Annotated in this window: 15 protein-coding genes; 8 read left to right on the top strand and 7 right to left on the bottom strand. The window is 74.7% G+C overall.

What is annotated here, in order from left to right:
- Positions 1 to 126: 126 nt before the first annotated feature.
- Positions 127 to 1242, bottom strand: coding sequence for an ADP-ribosylglycohydrolase family protein (locus ACWDD9_RS30370; RefSeq protein WP_049656224.1), 1116 nt, complete (start codon positions 1240 to 1242; stop codon positions 127 to 129).
- Positions 1243 to 1453: 211 nt separating this feature from the next.
- Positions 1454 to 4042: a bifunctional FO biosynthesis protein CofGH gene (locus ACWDD9_RS30375; RefSeq protein WP_449813316.1), complete on the bottom strand. Its 2589-nt coding sequence runs from the start codon at positions 4040 to 4042 to the stop codon at positions 1454 to 1456.
- Positions 4043 to 4224: 182 nt separating this feature from the next.
- Between ACWDD9_RS30375 and ACWDD9_RS30380 the strand changes: the two genes are divergently transcribed.
- From ACWDD9_RS30380 to ACWDD9_RS30390, 3 genes are read left to right on the top strand one after another with little or no spacing between them, the layout of a single operon-like run.
- Positions 4225 to 5484 (top strand): LolA family protein, encoded by a 1260-nt coding sequence (locus ACWDD9_RS30380; protein WP_380740068.1) that lies wholly within the window; start codon positions 4225 to 4227, stop codon positions 5482 to 5484.
- A gap of 3 nt (positions 5485 to 5487) precedes the next feature.
- Complete coding sequence (locus ACWDD9_RS30385; RefSeq protein ID WP_387829818.1) at positions 5488 to 6579, top strand: ABC transporter ATP-binding protein; 1092 nt, start codon at positions 5488 to 5490, stop codon at positions 6577 to 6579.
- Complete coding sequence (locus ACWDD9_RS30390; protein WP_449813317.1) at positions 6566 to 7459, top strand: ABC transporter permease; 894 nt, start codon at positions 6566 to 6568, stop codon at positions 7457 to 7459. The genes ACWDD9_RS30385 and ACWDD9_RS30390 overlap by 14 nt, the downstream gene beginning before the upstream one ends.
- On the opposite strand, the gene rarD is transcribed toward ACWDD9_RS30390, so the two are convergent.
- Entirely contained in the window at positions 7449 to 8456 is a 1008-nt protein-coding gene (rarD, locus tag ACWDD9_RS30395) for an EamA family transporter RarD (RefSeq protein WP_449813318.1), read from the bottom strand. The two genes, ACWDD9_RS30390 and rarD, sit on opposite strands and share 11 nt — an antisense overlap.
- A gap of 166 nt (positions 8457 to 8622) precedes the next feature.
- Positions 8623 to 9471, bottom strand: coding sequence for an SDR family oxidoreductase (locus ACWDD9_RS30400; protein WP_049659738.1), 849 nt, complete (start codon positions 9469 to 9471; stop codon positions 8623 to 8625).
- Positions 9472 to 9574: 103 nt separating this feature from the next.
- Here ACWDD9_RS30400 and ACWDD9_RS30405 point away from each other — a divergent pair, with 103 nt between their 5' ends.
- The gene (locus tag ACWDD9_RS30405) at positions 9575 to 9976 is read left to right on the top strand and encodes a winged helix-turn-helix transcriptional regulator (protein ID WP_074001251.1); all 402 of its coding nucleotides are present in this window, start codon (positions 9575 to 9577) and stop codon (positions 9974 to 9976) included.
- Between the two features lie 41 nt (positions 9977 to 10017).
- Here ACWDD9_RS30405 and ACWDD9_RS30410 read toward each other — a convergent pair whose 3' ends face one another.
- The gene (locus tag ACWDD9_RS30410) at positions 10018 to 10785 is read right to left on the bottom strand and encodes a TetR/AcrR family transcriptional regulator (protein WP_049659734.1); all 768 of its coding nucleotides are present in this window, start codon (positions 10783 to 10785) and stop codon (positions 10018 to 10020) included.
- A 61-nt stretch (positions 10786 to 10846) separates the two neighbouring features.
- Here ACWDD9_RS30410 and ACWDD9_RS30415 point away from each other — a divergent pair, with 61 nt between their 5' ends.
- Positions 10847 to 11086 carry a DUF6011 domain-containing protein gene (locus ACWDD9_RS30415; protein ID WP_049659733.1) on the top strand — a complete coding sequence of 80 codons (240 nt, stop codon included), beginning with the start codon at positions 10847 to 10849 and terminating at the stop codon, positions 11084 to 11086.
- Between the two features lie 17 nt (positions 11087 to 11103).
- On the opposite strand, the gene ACWDD9_RS30420 is transcribed toward ACWDD9_RS30415, so the two are convergent.
- Positions 11104 to 13056, bottom strand: a complete 1953-nt coding sequence (locus ACWDD9_RS30420) for a hypothetical protein (RefSeq protein ID WP_449813319.1) — start codon at positions 13054 to 13056, stop codon at positions 11104 to 11106.
- A gap of 358 nt (positions 13057 to 13414) precedes the next feature.
- Here ACWDD9_RS30420 and ACWDD9_RS30425 point away from each other — a divergent pair, with 358 nt between their 5' ends.
- Together ACWDD9_RS30425 and ACWDD9_RS30430 are read left to right on the top strand one after the other, a co-directional pair.
- Complete coding sequence (locus ACWDD9_RS30425; protein WP_049658918.1) at positions 13415 to 14131, top strand: chitinase; 717 nt, start codon at positions 13415 to 13417, stop codon at positions 14129 to 14131.
- A 152-nt stretch (positions 14132 to 14283) separates the two neighbouring features.
- Entirely contained in the window at positions 14284 to 14685 is a 402-nt protein-coding gene (locus ACWDD9_RS30430; protein WP_049658920.1) for a hypothetical protein, read from the top strand.
- A 64-nt stretch (positions 14686 to 14749) separates the two neighbouring features.
- Here the strand turns inward: ACWDD9_RS30430 and ACWDD9_RS30435 are convergent, their stop codons facing one another.
- Entirely contained in the window at positions 14750 to 15733 is a 984-nt protein-coding gene (locus ACWDD9_RS30435) for an oxidoreductase (protein ID WP_449813320.1), read from the bottom strand.
- 73 nt (positions 15734 to 15806) lie between these two features.
- On the opposite strand from ACWDD9_RS30435, the gene ACWDD9_RS30440 reads away from it, so the two are divergent.
- The gene (locus ACWDD9_RS30440) at positions 15807 to 16229 is read left to right on the top strand and encodes a MerR family transcriptional regulator (protein WP_117489226.1); all 423 of its coding nucleotides are present in this window, start codon (positions 15807 to 15809) and stop codon (positions 16227 to 16229) included.
- Positions 16230 to 16317 lie beyond the last annotated feature (88 nt).

Genomic DNA, 16317 nt, shown 5'->3' on the forward strand with positions numbered 1-16317 from the left:
GGCGCTACGGGCAACTCCCGTTCCGGGGGCCGCCCCGGCCCGGCCCGGCTCCGGTCCCGAGGGCCGGTCCTGAGGGCCGGTCCTGAGAGCCGGTCCCGGTGCAACTCCGGCTCACAAGGCCCCGGTTCAGCCCGCCACCGGGTAGCGGGTGGTCCAGTTGGCGCCCTCCGGGGTCCGCCGGTCGTGCAGTTCGGTGCCGTGCACCAGCTCCATCACGAAGTCGTCGGCGAGTTCGAGGATCGCCCCGCGCCCTTCGAGCCCGGCCAGCAGGCCCGGCGGCAGCGCGGTGTCCCCGTGCAGCGCCCCGAGCAGGTTGCCGCAGATCGCGCCGGTGGAGTCGCTGTCCCCGGAGTGGTTGACGGCGAGCAGCAGGCCCGAGCGGACGTCGTGCGCGACGAGGGCGCAGTAGACCCCGATCGCCAGCGCCTCCTCGGCGACCCAGCCCTCCCCCAGCGCCTCGACCCGCTCGGCGGACGGCTCGCCGGCCCGCACCGCGTCCAGGGCGGCCCGCAGCGCCGCGGTGGTCTCCTCGTGCGCCGACCGCTCGGAGAGCAGGGCGAGCGCGAGGTGGACGCCCTCCTCCAGGGTGCCGCCGCGGGCGACGGACTGGACGATCACCGCGAGCGCGCCCGCCGCGAGGTAGCCGGTGGGGTGGCCGTGGGTGAGCACCGAGCACTCCACCGCGAGCTGGAACACCAGGCCCGGCTCCCAGGTGGTGAGCAGTCCGAAGGGCGCCGCCCGCACCACCGTGCCGCAGCCCTTGGAGTGCGGGTTCTTGGGGGCCTCCAGGGTGCCGAGCCGCTCGGCGTGGGCCCCGCTGAGGCCGGACAGGCAGCCCTGGCCGGGGGCGCGCTGGGCGTACAGCCACTCCTCGCGGCCGAGCCAGCCGAGGTCGGGGCGGCGCTCGTCCGGGCCCCAGTCGCGCTGGGTGGCGGCCCAGCGCAGGTAGGCCAGGTGCAGGTCGGTGGGCGGGTGCCAGCTGCCGGTGTCCCGTCGGATGTGGGCGCGTATCAGTCCGTCGACGGTGAAGAGGCTGAGCTGGGTGTCGTCGGTGACGGCGCCGGTGCGCCCGTACGCGGGGACGTAGCCGGTGACGCCCTGCGGGCCGTGCTGGGCCCGGATCTTCTCCAGCGACTCGAACTCGACGCCGGCTCCGAGCGCGTCGCCGATGGCACCGCCGAGCAGACAGCCCCGCACCCGGCTGCGGTAGTCCTGCTGCTGGGCGCGTGACCACAGTGGCATCACGACGGGGCGCCTTTCCTCGGGCGTGTGGGGGTCCGCGCGACGCTCGGCCGGGCGCGCGCCCTCGCACTGTATTCGAAGAGCCGGTCGGACCGGCCCCGTCCCCCGGACTTCGGCGCACCCGTCCCCGGGAGTTCACCGCCCCGTCCCGGCCGCCGCCCGGCCGCCGCCCGTACGGCGGCCGGGGCGGCGGCCGGGACCGTCGCGGGCCTCAGTCCAGCACCGGCAGCAGCTCCGGCAGGTGCCCGTCCGAGGCCAGCGCCGCGGCCCGCCGTTCGGCCGGCACCTCGCCGTAGGTGGTGGTGCGCTGGCGGTGCGGGCGGCCCACCGCCTCGGCGATCGCCTGGAGGTCGCGCACCGACTTGTAGCTCCCGTACGCCGAGCCGGCCATCCGCGAGATGGTCTCCTCCATCAGCGTGCCGCCGAGGTCGTTGGCGCCCGAGCGGAGCATCTCGGCCGCGCCCTCGGCGCCCAGCTTGACCCAGCTGGTCTGGATGTTGGGGATGTGCGGGTGCAGCAGCAGCCGGGCCATCGCGACCACCGCGCGGTTGTCCCGGGCGCTCGGGCCGGGCCGGGCGATGCCGGCCAGGTAGACCGGGGCGTTGGTGTGGATGAACGGCAGGGTCACGAACTCGGTGAAGCCGCCCGTCCGTTGCTGGATCTCCGCGAGCAGCCGCAGGTGGCCGAGCCAGTGCTCCGGGGTGTCCACGTGCCCGTACATCATCGTGGACGAGGAGCGGATGCCCAGCTCGTGCGCGGTGGTGACCACCTCGACCCAGGTGGCGGCCGGCAGCTTGCCCTTGGTGAGCACCCAGCGGACCTCGTCGTCGAGGATCTCGGCGGCGGTGCCCGGGATGGTGTCCAGGCCCGACTCCTTGGCGCGCTGCAGCCAGTCCCGGATCGACAGCCCGGTGCGGGTCGCGCCGTTGACCACCTCCATCGGCGAGAAGGCGTGCACGTGGATGCCGGGCACCCGCTCCTTCACCGCGCGGGCGATGTCGAAGTAGGCGGTGCCGGGCAGGTCCGGGTGGATGCCGCCCTGCATGCAGACCTCGGTGGCGCCCACCTCCCAGGCCTGCGCGGCCCGGTCGGCGACCTGCTCCAGGGAGAGGGTGTAGGCGTCCGCGTCGGTGCGCCGCTGGGCGAAGGCGCAGAAGCGGCAGCCGGTGTAGCAGACGTTGGTGAAGTTGATGTTCCTGGTGACGCAGTAGGTGACGTCGTCCCCGACGGCGTCCCGGCGGACGTCGTCGGCGATCCGGCAGAGCGCGTCCAGGGCCGGGCCGTCCGCGTGGAACAGGGCCAGCGCCTGGTCGTCGGTCAGCCGCGCCGGGTCGTCCGCGGCCACCGCCAGGGCCTCCCGGAGGTCCCCGGCGAGGCGCTCGGGCGCGCCCTTGGCGAGCACCTGCTCGCGCAGCACCTCCCAGTCGCCGTACACGTCCTCGAAGTCGGCCCGGCGGTCGCCGGTACGGCCCTCGGTGTCGACGGCGGTGTGCAGGTCGGTGCGCCCGTACGACTCCGGCAGGTCCTCGGGCTCCTGCCAGGGCAGGCCGCGGACGACGGCGTCCGGGTTCGCCAGGCCGGTGGCCGGGTCGGCCAGGGCGCGCACGTGCGGCAGCACCCGCGGGTCCAGCCAGGGCTCGCCGCGCAGCACGTACTCGGGGTAGACGGCGAGGCGCTCGCGCAGGTCGAAGCCGGCCGCCGCCGAGCGCTCGGCGAGGCGCTCGATCTGCGGCCAGGGGCGCTCGGGGTTGACGTGGTCGGGGGTGAGCGGGGAGACCCCGCCCCAGTCGTCGACGCCGGCCGCGATCAGCCGCTCGTACTCGCCGTCCACCAGGTTCGGCGGGGCCTGGAGGCAGGCGGCCGGGCCCATCAGGTGCCGGGCGACGGCCACCGTGGCCACCAGCTCGTCCAGTTCGGCGTCCGGCATGCCGCGCATCGCGGTGTCCGGCTTGGCCCGGAAGTTCTGCAGGATCAGCTCCTGGACGCCGTGGTAGGCGCGGGAGACCCTGCGCAGCGCGAACAGCGACTCGGCGCGCTCCTGGTGCGTCTCGCCGATGCCGATCAGCAGGCCGCTGGTGAACGGGACGGAGCTGCGCCCGGCGTCCTCCAGCACCCGCAGCCGGACGGCCGGTTCCTTGTCCGGGGAGCCGAAGTGCGGGCCGCCGGGCTCGCTCCACAGCCGGGTGGCGGTGGTCTCCAGCATCATGCCCATCGAGGCGGAGACCGGCTTGAGCCGCTGGAAGTCCGTCCAGCCCAGCACCCCGGGGTTGAGGTGCGGCAGCAGGCCGGTCTCCTCCAGGATGCGGATCGACATGGCGCGCACGTAGGCGATGGTGTCGTCGTAGCCGTGCGCGTCCAGCCACTCGCGGGCCTCGGGCCAGCGGTCCTCGGGCTTGTCGCCGAGCGTGATCAGGGCTTCCTTGCAGCCGAGTTCGGCGCCGCGGCGGGCCACCTCCAGCACCTCGTCCGGGGACATGAACATCCCGTGCCCGTCCCGGCGCAGCTTCCCGGGGACGGTGGCGAAGGTGCAGTAGTGGCACTTGTCGCGGCAGAGCCGGGTGAGCGGGATGAAGACGCTCTTGGAGTAGGTGATGACGCCGGGGCGGCCGGCCGCTTCGAGTCCGGCGTCGCGGACCCTCGCGGCGCTCGCGCAGAGGTCCAGCAGGTCCTCGCCTCTGGCCTGCAACAGCACGGCGGCCTCGGTCACGTCGAGGGCGACGCCGTCCCGGGCGCGGCGCAGGGCGCGGCGCATCGCGTTCGCGGTCGGCGGGGTGCTGGAGTCCGTGGCGGTTCCGTCCATGGCGCGACCCTACGCCAGGGGTGGTACCGCGGGTGGATGCAACCCTGAGGCGGCATCAGGGTCGGCGTACCCACGAAGGTCAACCCGATCTGGCCCCACAGGGCGATGACGGCGGCGGCGCGGCGGCCTCTAATGGAAGGGCAAGGCCAACCACACGTGTTCGCGGAGGAGTTGAGGACGCCATGACCAATGAGAAGGCGGCGGGGGACGATCTGGACGCCGGTACGCCGTACCGCTCCCGACGGCGCGTACTGATGCGCGCCGGGGTGCCGGTGGCGGTGGTCGCCGCGATCGCCGCGGGGGTGGGACTGGTCCCGGCACTGGCCGCCGACAGCGCGCCCGACCTGCCGGCGGTGAGCGCGGAGCAGCTGGTCGCCAAGGTGCTCGGCTCCGAGACCCAGGCGCTGTCCGGGTCGGTCGCCATCTCGACCGACCTCGGCGTGCCCGGCCAGCTGCTGAGCGGCGCCGCCGGCCTCGGTGGGGCGGTCGGCGGGCACGGCGGTGACGGCGGGGGCTCCACCGCGGACCCGCAGTCCAAGCTGCTCGGCCTGCTCGGCGGGGACCAGACGCTGCGGATCGCGGTGGACGGCCCGGACCGCCAGCGGGTGGACGTGCTGGAGAAGATGGCCGGCTACTCCATGGTCCGCAACGGCGACCAGGCCTGGGCCTGGGACAGCTCGTCCAACTCCGCGGTGCACATGACCGGTCGGGCCGCCGGCCAGGAGCACGCCAAGACGCCGCTGTCCGAGCTGCCGACCACCCCGCAGGAGGCCGCCAAGCAGTTCCTGGCCGCGAGCGCCGGCACCACCTCGGTGACCGTCGCCGGGACGGCCAAGGTGGCCGGGCAGAACGCCTACCAGCTGAGCGTGAAGCCCACCCAGTCCGGTTCGACCCTCGCCGAGGTGCGGATCGCGGTGGCCGCCGACAACGGGGTGCCGCTGTCGGTGGCGGTGAAGTCCATCGACGGCAGCACCGTGCTGAACGTCCGCTTCACCCAGGTGTCCTTCGCCCGGCCGGACGCCAAGACCTTCGACTTCACCGCCCCCAAGGGCGCCAAGGTGACGGAGCAGAAGGCGCAGGACGCGGCCAAGGGCGCGCCGGGCGACGCCCGGGAGCACGTGGGCACCGGGGCGCCCGAGGGCCTCGACGTGATCGGCGAGGGCTGGACGACGGTCCTCGCCACCCGGCTGCCCGCCGCGGTGGACGGGGCCGCGGACGGCGCGCCGAAGGGCGACGCCAAGGGCGGCAAGCACGGCGGCCACGGGGCGGGGGCCGGTCAGTCGCTGAACCCGCAGTCGATGGTGAAGTCGCTCGGCAAGCCGGTCGCCGGCGGCACCCTGGTGAGCACCAAGGTGCTCAACGTCCTGCTCACCGACGACGGCCGGGTCCTGGCCGGCGCGGTGACCCTGCCGGTCCTCCAGCACGCCGCCGGGGTGAACTGACGGATGACCCAGGCTCCCGTAACGGGGGACGTTACGGAGCCGGCCGGGGGTCCGGGCGCCGCGTCGCGCCCGGCCCCCGCGCCCGTGCCCGCTCCTACCGCTCCTACCGCTCTTTCGACTCCCACTCCTTCGGCTTCCGCTTCTGCTCCGGCTTCCGACGACGTCATCCGGACCCGCGGCCTGACCAAGCGCTTCCGCGGCGGCCAGCTCGCCGTGGACGGCCTGGACCTCGCCGTGCCGCGCGGCTCCGTCTTCGGCTTCCTGGGCCCCAACGGCTCCGGCAAGACCACCACCATCCGGATGCTGATGGGCCTGATCGCCCCCACCTCGGGCGCGGCCACCGTCCTCGGCGAGTCGATGCCGCAGTCCGTCGCCACCGTGCTGCCCCGGGTGGGCGCGCTGATCGAGGGCCCGGCCCTGTACGGCTTCCTCACCGGACGGGACAACCTGGTGCGCTTCGACGCCGCCGACCCGACCGCCGACCCGCGCACCCGCCGCCGGCGCGTCGACACGGCCCTGGACCGGGTCGGTCTGAGCGCCGCGGCGGGCAAGAAGGCCCGCGCGTACTCGCTGGGCATGAAGCAGCGCCTGGGCCTGGCCTCCGCGCTGCTCCAGCCGCGCGAGCTGCTGGTGCTGGACGAGCCGACCAACGGGCTGGACCCGCAGGGCATGCGGGAGATCCGGACGCTGGTCCGGGAGGTCGCGGCGGAGGGCACCACGGTGTTCCTCTCCTCGCACCTGCTGGACGAGATCGAACAGGTCTGCACCCATGCCGCGGTGATGTCCCGGGGCCGGCTGGTGGTGCAGGGCACCGTCGCCGAGCTGGCCGCCCGGGCGCAGGGCCGGCTGGTGGTCCGCACCCCGGACGTGGCGCGGGCCGCGGAGGTGCTGGCGGCCCACCGGGTCACCGCCCTGGTGCCCGGCGAGGACCGGGTGGACGGCGAGCCGGGCGTCCTGGACGAGGAGGCGCTGCCCAGGCTGTGCGCGGCGCTGGTCGGGGCCGGGGTGCGGGTGCACGGCTTCGGGCTGGAGCGGGGCACGTTGGAGGACGCCTTCGTGGCGCTGACCGGGGAGGGCTTCGATGTCGCGGGCTGAGGCACCGGCCGTGGGCGGGACGCTGCCGTTGACGACCGGCCGGCGGCCGCAGACGGCGGCCGGGTTCCTGGCGCTGTTCCGCAGCGAGCTGCACCTGACCTTCCGCCGGATGCGCACCAAGGTGCTGCTGGGAATCCTGGCGGCGCTGCCGATCCTGATCGGGGTGGTGGTCAAGCTCAACACGGACAGTCCGCACCAGGGCGGCGGCGGTCCGAGCTTCATCGCGCAGACCACGCAGAACGGGCTGTTCCTGGTCTTCACGGCGCTCGCGGTCGCGCTGCCGGTCTTCCTGCCGATGACGGTCGGCGTGGTCGCCGGGGACTCGGTGGCGGGCGAGGCGGCCGCCGGGACGCTGCGCTACCTGCTGGTCGCCCCGGCCGGGCGGACCAGGCTGCTGGCCGCCAAGTTCACCGCCGGGCTGGTGTTCTGCCTGGCGGCCACGGCGGCGGTCGCGGTGACGGCACTGGCCGCGGGCGCCCTGCTCTTCCCGCTCGGCCGGGTCACGCTGATCTCCGGGGACACCATCGGCCTCGGCGACGCGCTGCTGCGCGCGCTGCTGGTGGCGCTGGTGGTCGCGGCCTCACTGGCCGGGCTGGTGGCGATCGGGCTGTTCGTCTCCACGCTCACCGGCAGCGGCATCGCGGCGATGGCCGCGACCGTCGGGCTGGTGGTCACCGTCCAGATCCTGGACGTCTTCCCGCAGCTGCACGCCGTCAGCCCGTTCCTGTTCTCCCACTACTGGCTGAGCTTCGCGGACCTGCTGCGGGCGCCGATGTACTGGGACGGGGTGCTGAAGGACCTCGGCCTCCAGGCCGCCTACGTCGCCGTGTTCGGCTCGGCGGCCTGGTCCCGCTTCACCAGCCGGGACATCAGCGCGTGACGGCCTCCGGGGCGGCCGCGGGGGTGGCCGCGGGGGTGGCCGCCGCCACGGGGGCGGGCTGCGGCACCGCCGCGGCGGCCCGCACCGCGCGGTCGGCCCGCACCTGGCGCAGCGCGTCCCAGGTGAGCAGCGCGAGCGCGACCCAGACCAGGCCGAAGCCGGCCCAGCGGGCGGGCGGCATGGACTCGTGGAACACCGCGACGCCGATCAGGAACTGGAACACCGGCGCCAGGTACTGCAGCAGGCCGAGCACCGTCAGCGGCACCCGGACGGCGGCCGCGCCGAAGAACAGCAGCGGGATCGCGGTGATCACCCCGCTGAGCATCAGCAGCCCGGAGTGCCCCCAGCCGTACGAGCCGGCCACCGTGTGCCCGAAGGTGCCGCGCCCGCTGACCTCCAGGTAGACCAGGTAGCCGAGGGCGAACGGGAACATGAAGGCGCTCTCGGCCGCCAGGCTCTCCAGGCCGCTCAGCCCGACCTGCTTCTTCAGCAGGCCGTAGGTGGCGAAGGAGAGCGCCAGGGTGAGCGCGATCCAGGGCAGCTGCCCGTACGCGACGGACAGCACCGCGACGGCGGCGGCGCCGATGCCCACCGCCGTCCACTGGGCGCCGCGCAGCCGCTCCTTGAGCACCAGGACGCCGAAGCCGATGGTGACCAGGGGGTTGATGAAGTAGCCGAGGCTGGTCTCGACCACGTGGCCGGCGTTGACGGCCCAGATGTAGACGCCCCAGTTGACCGAGATCACGGTGGCCGCGCCGGCCAGCATGGCGAGCCGGCGGGGCTGGCGCAGCAGCGGGCGTATCCAGCCCCAGTGCCGCTGGGCGACCAGCAGCAGGACGACCGCGACCAGGGACCAGACCATCCGGTTGGCCAGGATGTCGTCCGCGGCTCCCGGCTCCAGCAGCGGCCAGAACAGGGGGAAGAGGCCCCAGATGCCGTACGCGGCGACGCCGTACCAGAGGCCCCGGCCGTTGTCCTGCTGGTCTGTTCCCGCCATGGCCGAGTGCCCTCCCGCGCGCGTGTGTCGATGGCGACGGTAGCGGGCGGGAGGGGCGACTGTCATCTCCGTTTCCGGATTTTGGTCATGACATTGCCTGCATGCTGGACCCGTCCGGAGTTCCGGGAGCTCAGGGCGGGTGCCCCGGGGGCCGGGAGCCGTCGTCTCAGGCGTCGAGGGCCGTGCGGACGGACTCGGCCAGCGGGACGGTCGGGCGGCCGATCAGCCGGGCCAGGTCGCCCGGGGTGCCGGCCAGCTCGCCGCGCGCGATGCCCGCGTCCACGTCCACCAGGGCCTCGGCGAAGCCCTGCGGCAGGCCCGCGCCGACCAGCGCGTCCAGGTGCTCGGCCGGGGTGACGTCCCGGTGCCCGACCGGCTTGCCGGAGGCCTTCGCCAGCTCGGCGGCCAGCTCGGGCAGGCTCCACGCGGCGTCGCCGCTCAGCTCGTACACCCGGCCCTCGTGGCCCTCGCCGACCAGGACGGCGACCGCCGCGTCCGCGTAGTCCCGGCGCGGGGCGGTGGCGACCCGCCCGTCCCCGGCGCTGCCGAGCACCACGCCGCGCGCCACCGTGCCGGCCGCGTCGCCCAGGTAGTTCTCGGTGTACCAGCCGTTGCGCAGGAACGCGTGCGGCAGCCCGGAGGCCAGGATCAGCTCCTCGGTCGCCTTGTGCTCGTCGGCCAGCCGGAAGGTGGCCGCGCCGGGAATGCTGGTGTAGGCGAGCAGCGCGACCCCGGCGGCCTTGGCGGCCTCCACGACGGCCCGGTGCTGCGGGATCCGGCGGCCGACCTCGCTGCCCGAGATCAGCAGCACCCGGTCGCCCTCGGCGAAGGCGCCGGCCAGGGTCTCCGGCTTGTCGTAGTCGACCACGCGGACGGCGACGCCGCGCGCGGCCAGGTCGGCGGCCTTCTCGGCGGAGCGGACGGCGACGGCCACCTCGCTCGCGGGGACCTGGGCCAGCAGGCCCTCGACGACGAGACGACCGAGCTGGCCGGTGGCACCGGTGACGACGTACATGGTGAAGCTCCTCGGGGTTACGTTTTGCGGTTCTGGCCTCGGAACTCACCCTAGGGGTGGCACTAACCTTTCGAAAGTACGCACTTCAAAGTAGGGTACTGACATGAAGGTAAGCGAGATGAAGGCCGGCGGGCTGCCACCCGCCGACGTCTTCGACCGGATGTGTCCGTCCCGGGGCGTGCTGGAGCACGTCACCAGCCGCTGGGGCGTGCTGGTCCTGGGCGCGCTGAACGAGCGCGGCTACCGGTTCAGCGAGCTGCGCCGCAAGGTCACCGGGGTCAGCGAGAAGATGCTCGCCCAGACCCTCCAGACGCTGGAGCGGGACGGCTTCGTGCTGCGCGAGGCGCACCCGGTGATCCCGCCGCGGGTCGACTACAGCCTCACCCCGCTGGGGCGCGAGGCGGCGGAGCTGGTCGCGGCGCTGGCGCACTGGTCGGAGCGGCGGGTGCCGGAGGTCGAGGCGGCGCGCCAGGGGTACGACGGACGGGCCGCCGCCCTGCGGTGAGGCCGCCTCCCCGCGGTGATCGGGCGGGCCGCCGGCCTCGGCTACCGCTCCGCGACAAGGGCGGCGAGCCCGTCCAGGACCCGGGCCAGGCCGAAGGCGTAGGCGTGGTCCGGGCTGTACGCGCCGCCGTGCGCCTCGCCGGCCGCGGCCCCGACCCGGGCGGCGACCGGGTAGCGCTCGGCGTCGAAGACCCGGGCGAGCAGGTCGGCGTTGGCGGCCCACCACTGCTCGTCGGTCATCGCGCTGTCCTGCCGGGCGGCGCGCTCGTCGGCGGCCATCCGGGCACAGGTCTGGACGAAGCCGAGCAGGTGGGTCAGCGCGGCGTCCAGGTCGACGTCGGGCAGACCGGTGCCCTCGAAGGCGCGCAGCTCGTACTCGTACTTGGCCATCAGGCCGGGCCCGAGCGGCGGGCGGCTGGTGGAGACGGCGGCGACCCACGGGTGGGCGCGGTGCAGCTCCCGGTTGTCGTCCGCGACGGCGGTGACCCGGGCGCGCCAGCCCTCCCCGGCCGGGGTGCTGCGGGGCATCGTGGCGTAGACGGTGTCCAGCATCAGGTCGAGCAGCTCGGCCTTGCCCGGCACGTAGGTGTAGAGCGCCATCGGGGAGAGGCCCAGCTCCTGCGCGACCCGGCGCATGGTGACGGCGTCCACGCCCTCGGCGTCGGCGAGGGCGATCGCGACGGCGGCGATCTCGCCGGTCGAGCGCGCCTGCCGGGGCCCGCGCCGGCCGGGCTTCTCCTCGGCGGTGAGCCCCCAGAGCAGGGCCAGGGTGCGGGCCGGGTCTCCTGCGCTGCTGCGGTCGGTGGCCATGGGGCCATCGTTTCACGCACCGGCCGGGGGCCCTGACGGCGCGGACGGCTACCGTCTCACCATGACCAGCCCGACCACCCCTCCCGGCCGTCCCGGCCCTTCCGGACCGGCCGAGCCCGAGACGCTCCCCGGGACGGACACCGCGCAGACCCTCCGCCCGCGGGTGACCTGCCGCCGCTGCCACCGGCCGCTGCACGACCCGGAGTCGCGGATGCTGCGGCTGGGCCCGGAGTGCCGGGACCCGGCGGAGCGGGTCGCCCGGTACGACGTCGACCAGGAGCCGCTGCCCGGGGTGGGTTAGCCGCGCCCCACTGAGCCTCAGCCCCGGCCGAAGAGGCGGCGCAACCGGCCGCGCCGGGGCTCCTCCTCCGCGGCCGCCGCTGCCGGGGCCTGCGGCTCCGCGGCCTGTGGCTCCGCGGCCTGTGGCTCCGACTCCTGCGGCTCCGGCTCCGCCCCCGCGTCGGCGGCGTCCTCCCGGGCCGTCAGGTGGCGGGCGAGCGCGCGGTCCTCGGCGGACGTCCAGGGCGCGGCGAGCACCAGCGCGGACAGCGAGCGCAGGATCGTCACCGCCCGGGTGCGGCGGGCCCGGGCGCCGTGGTGCAGCCGCTGCCGGAGCAGCTCGGCGATGTCGGCCCTGGTCCGCGGCTGCGTCCAGCCGATCGCGACCAGCGCGAAGCCGGCCGCCTCGACCACCCAGTCCTCCGGCCCGAGCAGCAGGTCGCGCAGCACCCGGCGGCGCTCGGAGCCCTCCCAGGGCTGGTCGGCCCGGTGGTGGGCGATGCCGAGGCAGGCGAAGACCTGGACGGCCCGCACCCAGAGTTCGGGCTGGTGGGCGAGCAGGGCGCGGCCGAGGTCGTCCTCGCGCGGCACCGGCGGGTGGACCAGGACGCCGAGCAGGTCGTCCAGCGGCAGTCCGGCCAGCCGGACGGCGTGGTCGTAGGCGGCGGGGACGGTCGGCCAGAAGATCTCGGCGGTGGCCCGGACGAGTTCGGCGCTCTGCGGCGCGGGCGGGTCGACGGCCGGGCGCGGGTCGGTGCCGTCCCAGGCCCAGATCCGGGTGGTGGGCTCGGTCAGCGGCAGCCGGGGGTCGGGCTCGCCGACGGCCTGGTAGCGGACGGTGGAGCGCGGCAGCGCGAGCCGGACGGCCAGCACCGAGCTGGGCGGCTCCACGGTGGAGGCCGTGCACTCGATCTCGGTGTCGCGGCTGGTGTCGGCGGCGGCGAGCACCTGGTGCAGCACGTTGACGGTGGCCTCGGTGGCGCCGGAGACCAGGCCGAGCCAGGGCTCCCGGTGGCTCAGCCGCTCCAACAGCTCCTGGGCGTACCCGTGTTCGGGGTGGGCGCGGTGGTGGTCGGCCAGGGCGAGCAGGTGCGCCGGGTCGCCGTCGAGGGCGTGGCGCAGCCCGTACCGGGCCGGGCCGGCCTTGGGGTGGTCGGGCACGGCGGCGAGCACCCGGTCCAGCCAGGGCAGGCCCTCGGCGGGGCGGCCGAGCGCGCCGTACAACTCGGCGACGTCGACGGCGAGGTAGCTGTTGGAGTCGTCGAGGTCCGGGGCGACCCGCTCCAGTTCGGCCTCCCAGACGGCGAGCGCCTGCTCCGGGCGGCCGGCCGAGCGCAGGGCGTTGCCGAGCATCACGGCGGGCAGGTAGCCGGGGGCCGACCGGTGCGCCCGGTCGGCGAGTTCGACGGCGCGGGCGGTGTCGCCGAGCCGGCGGGTCAGGCCGGAGGCCATCGCCAGCAGCAGGACGTGGTCACCGTGGCGGTCCAGCACGGCCTGCACGAAGTCGTGGAACGGCCGTACGGCTTCGGCCGGTTCGGCCGGGAGCGGGTCGGGCAGCGCGCCGGTCGCGCGGGCCACCGCCTGGGCGACGGCGTCCGGGTCGACCAGGCCGGGCAGGTCCTCGCGGGCGAGCCAGGCGGCGTGCGCCCAGGGGCGGGCCGGCTCGGCCTGGATGGCGGAGGCGAGCAGTCCGACGGCGGCGTTCCAGTCCCCCGCCGCGGCCTCCACGTGGGCCCGGCAGACCGCCGTGCCGAGGTACACCCGGCCGTCCAGCGGGAACAGCTCGCGGGCCGCCGCCGGTCCGCCCGCCGCGGCGCACAACTCGGCCAGCGCCTCGTGCAGTTCGGGCAGTTGGGGGGCGGCGAGGATCGCGTCGCCGAGGTGCTCGGCGGCGTGCGTCAGGTCCCCGGAGTCGATCGCCAGCCGGGCGACCGCGACCTCCCCCTCGGCGGCCAGGCGCTCGGCGCCCTCGTCGTCGGTGTGACCGCTCATGCGCCCCTGCTCCCCCGGTTGTGCCGTCCCACTCGGAAGGAGGCTATCCGGTACGACCGACAGCCCGGCGATCACCCCGAGGGCGGCCGGCGTCCAACGACCGGATCGGATACGACCCGTACGAGTGGTTTAGACCTCCGTTGGACATATTTGACGCTTTCCGCCCGCCAGGATGGCGGAGGCCCTTCGCGAACCTTCGCGAGCTGTCGAGACCCTTCGCGACTCTTCGCGGATCTTTGTGACCTTTTGCGCGAATCTGCGCGTCCCTGCAAACCGTCCCGAGCCGTCCCGAGCCGTCGCGAGCCCTCGCGAGCGAAGTGCCGCCCCCGCCAAGGAAACCCGAGGAACGAGGAAACCGATGAAGCTTTCCCGCACCCTGTCGCTGGCGGCCTCCGCCGCCGTGCTCAGCACCCTCGCCGTCGCCGGCCAGACCGCCCCGGCCTCCGCCGCCGGCTCCTTCGTGGTGAGCGAGGCCCAGTTCAACAAGATGTTCCCGAACCGGAACGCCTTCTACACGTACAAGGGCCTGACCGACGCCCTGGGCGCCTACCCGAAGTTCACCACCACCGGCGACACCGCGACCCGCAAGCGCGAGGCGGCGGCCATCCTGGCCAACGTCAGCCACGAGACCGGCGGGCTGAAGTACATCGTCGAGCAGAACACCGCCAACTACCCGCACTACTGCGACACTTCGCAGCCGTACGGCTGTCCGGCCGGGCAGTCCGCGTACTACGGGCGCGGGCCGCTCCAGCTGAGCTGGAACTTCAACTACAAGGCGGCCGGCGACGCCCTGGGCATCGACCTGCTGCACGACCCGTACCAGGTCGAGAAGAACCCGGCGACGTCCTGGAAGACCGCGCTCTGGTTCTGGAACACCCAGAACGGCGCCGGCCGGATGACGGCGCACGACGCCATCGTCAACAACAAGGGCTTCGGCGAGACCATCCGCACCATCAACGGCGCGCTGGAGTGCGACGGCAAGAACCCGGACCAGCGCAACGACCGGATCAACCTCTTCAAGCAGTTCGTCGGCGTCCTGGGCACCGACGTGGGCGGCGGCAACCTCTCCTGCTGACGGGCGCCTCGGCCGCCCGGTGCCCGGGGTCCCGGTGCGGCCGATCAGCCCGTTCATCGAACGTCGACCGCCCGTCGACCGCTTGTCCACGCCCCACCCCGACCGTGATCACCTGCCGGCCACCGGGGCCGGCCCCCTCCGAGGAGCTGAAAATGATCACGAAGCGGATCGCACGGGCGTCGACACTGGCCCTGGCAACCGCCGCACTGGCCGGCACGTTCACCGTCGGCGGCGCGGGCAACGCGTTCGCGGCGTCGGGCGGCGGCTGCAACGGCAGCACCCAGCAGGCGTGCGTCAGCGTCAACGGGAGCACCCTGGTCGCCGACGCGTACACCAACTTCGCGAACTCCAACTGCACGGTCGATCTGGTCCTGTACGACCGGAGCACCGGCTACCGGTGGGACACGATGGCGGGCTGCGGGCTCGGCTGGTCCCACTACGTCGGCACGCAGGTCCCCAACCCCACCCCGGGCCACGTCTACCAGACCCAGCTCATCGTCAACTGGGGCGCCGGGAACGTGGGCGTCACGTGGAGCCCCGAGCTGACCGCCTGACGCCTCCGGGCCGTCGCGGAGCGGGAAGTCGGCCGGGCCGACTTCCCGCTCCGTGTTCGGCGGCTCAGCGGGGCACCGGGGTGGCGCCGGTCGCGGCCAGCGAGAGCTCCCAGAGGCGGGCCGCCCCGTCCGGGTCGACGGCGTACGGGCGGACGCCGCCGTCGTCCATCGGGGTGTCCGGGCCGGCGGGGCGCGCGACCTCGCAGTCCTCCAGGTAGAGCCCGCCCAGGCCGTCGAGCAGCGGCGAGGTGGCCGCCCACAGGCCGGTGGCGGCGCCCTGGGAAGGGGACTTGAAGTCCGCGCCGATCACGGTGCCCCGCTCGTCCACCCAGCCGCGCTCGACCTGCTCCTGCCGGGTCATCTCCCGCTGGAGCCCGGTGATGATCTTCCCGGGGTGGAGCGCGAACGCCCGGACGCCGTCCGCCCGTCCGAGCGCGTCGAGGTGCACCGCGAACAGGGCGTTGGCGGTCTTGGACTGGCCGTACGCCAGCCACTTGTCGTAGCCGGTGCGGAAGTGCGGGTCGTGCCGCCGGATGTCCGTCAGGAAGTGCCCGGCCGAGCTGTTGACGACGACGCGGGCGCCGTCCGGGGCGGCGGCCAGCAGCGGGTACAGCTCGCAGGCGAGCAGGAAGTGCCCGAGGTGGTTGACGGCGAACTGCCCCTCCCAGCCCGGCCCGACGCGCCGCTCGGGGGTGGCCATGACGCCGGCCACGGCGAACAGCAGGTCGAGGCGGTCCGTGGTCTCGCGGACCAGCCCGGCGGCGGCGCGGACGCTCGCGGGGTCGGCGAGGTCCATCGGGACGATCCGGCTCCCGGTTCCGGCGAGCGCGGCGCGGGCGGTGTCCGGGCGGCGGGCCGGGACGATCACCTCGGCCCCGGCGGCGGCCAGTGCCCGGGTGGTCTCCAGGCCGAGGCCGGAGTAGCCGCCGGTGACGACGGCGGTGCGGCCGGAGAGGTCGAGGCCCGCCAGGACCTCCTCGGCGGTGGTGGCGGCGGAGAAGGGCGAGCCGATCGGCTGCTGCTGGTACTGGAGCTGAGTGGTGGTCATGGCGATGACCGTAGGAAGTGGAGCGCGGTCTAGATCAAGCCCGACTCCCGCGTTCTTCCTATGCTCTGACGCCATGACGGAACTCAGCATCGGCGAGGTGGCCGAACGCACCGGGCTCAGCGTGCACGCCCTGCGCTTCTACGAGCGCGAGGGGCTGCTGGTCGGCCCGGTGCGGCGCACGGCGGGCGGGCGGCGGCGGTACGCCGTGCTGGACGTGCGGTGGCTGGAGATCTGCGTCAGGCTCCGCGAGTCCGGCATGCCGCTCGCCGACCTGCGCCGCTTCGCCGAACTGGTCCGGCAGGGCCCGGGCAACGAGGCCGAACGGCTGCGGCTGCTCGACGCCCACCGGCAGCGGGTCGACGAGCGGATCCGGGAGCTGGAGGAGTGCCGCTCGCTGATCGCCTGGAAGACCGCCGTCTACGCCGACCACCTGGAGCGCGGCGAGGCCGCCGGGCTCTGGGACCCGACGGCGGAGAACCGGTCGGCCCGGGCCTGATCCGCCCGGCACCACGGCCGGCGCTACCATCGGCCCGGCTCATGGGGCCCTCGGGTGCCCGGGGCGGGCCACTCGAACGGGGGGATCC

It is taken from the genome of Kitasatospora sp. NPDC001119, from assembly GCF_053598475.1.